Annotated in this window: 1 protein-coding gene; it reads left to right on the forward strand. The window is 67.1% G+C overall.

The genetic code is table 11. From position 1 onward, the window contains the following. Window positions 1-230 precede the first annotated feature (230 nt). Window positions 231-1,298, forward strand: a complete 1,068-nt coding sequence (locus tag PV364_RS41075) for an IS110 family transposase (protein ID WP_319666054.1) — start codon at window positions 231-233, stop codon at window positions 1,296-1,298. The last annotated feature ends 17 nt before the right edge of the window (window positions 1,299-1,315 follow it).

Here is a 1,315-nt window from a genome sequence, read left to right on the forward strand (position 1 = left end):
GCCTGTGAGAATGGGGATGCCGTTCCGGGGCGGCCTGGCCCATATCCTGCCTGGCTTGCGTGTTGATGCCCTGAGTGCGATCTGCCGGCTGTGTCCGGGGCGGTGTACGTGCCTCCGGGGCCGAAGGCCGTGTCTAAATAGGGGCTTTGCTGCGGCATCGTCACAGGTCTGACCGCTCTTCCCATCCGGTGGCTGGCAGTGCTCTGACCGGCGGGAAGGGAGACGGGCCCATGATTGCTCCTGGAGGGGACGCCGACCAAGCCGAGGTCGTCGTTGGTGTCGATACGCACAAGGACTGCCACGTGGCCGTGGCCATCAGCATGCTCGGTGTCGTGCTCGGCACCGGATCGTTTCCGGTGTCAGCCGCCGGCTACCAGGAACTGCTGGACTGGGCCCGTGCCACCGGCCAGGTGAAGCGGGCCGGCGTGGAGGGCACCGGCTCCTACGGAGCCGGCTTGACCCGAGCCCTGCACGCCGCTGGCGTGGAGGTCCTCGAGATCAACCGGCCGAACCGGGCGTTACGTCGGCGCCGGGGCAAGACTGACGCGGTGGACGCGGAGGCCGCCGCTCGGGCAGTGCTCAGCGGTGAGGCAGCAGTGGTACCCAAGAACGGTGACGGACCTGTAGAGGCGATCCGGGTCCTGAAGATCGCCAAGGACTCTGCCAGTAAGGCCCGAGTCCAGGCCGTGAACCAGCTCAGGTCGGTCTTGGTCAACGCCAGCTCGCGGGTGCGGGAGCCTCTGGAGCACCTGTCCTTGCCTCACCTCATCGTTCAGTGCTCCACTGGGAGCTGGACCGGCCTCGAGCCGGCAGAGCTGGCCCTCACGTGCACACTCGGCAGGCTCGCCCGCCGTGTCCAGTATCTCGACGCGGAGATCAAGGACGCCCTGAAACAGATCACCGCCTTGATCCAGCAGACAGCACCCGACCTGCTACAGGTGCAGGGCATAGGGCCGGACTCGGCTGCCGCATTGCTGATCGCGGCGGGCGACAACCCTGACCGCCTGCGCGGCGAGGCATCCTTCGCCGCTCTCTGCGGGACCAGCCCCGTCGAAGCGTCCTCAGGCAAGACCAGCCGGCGTCGGCTCAGCCGCGGAGGCAACCGGCAGGCCAACGCCGCCCTGTTCCGGGCGGTACTGTCTCGCCTGCGGTGGGACCCTACGACCCAGAAGTACCTGCAACGGCGAACCGCCGAAGGCCTGTCCAAACGAGAGATCATCCGCTGCTTGAAGCGGTACCTCGCCCGAACCGTCTTCAAGATCCTCCGGGCCAGCTTCTCCCAGCCCAACACCACTTGAAATCCATAGGGGCATCG

It is taken from the genome of Streptomyces sp. MI02-7b, assembly GCF_033793585.1.
Lineage (GTDB): Bacteria > Actinomycetota > Actinomycetes > Streptomycetales > Streptomycetaceae > Actinacidiphila.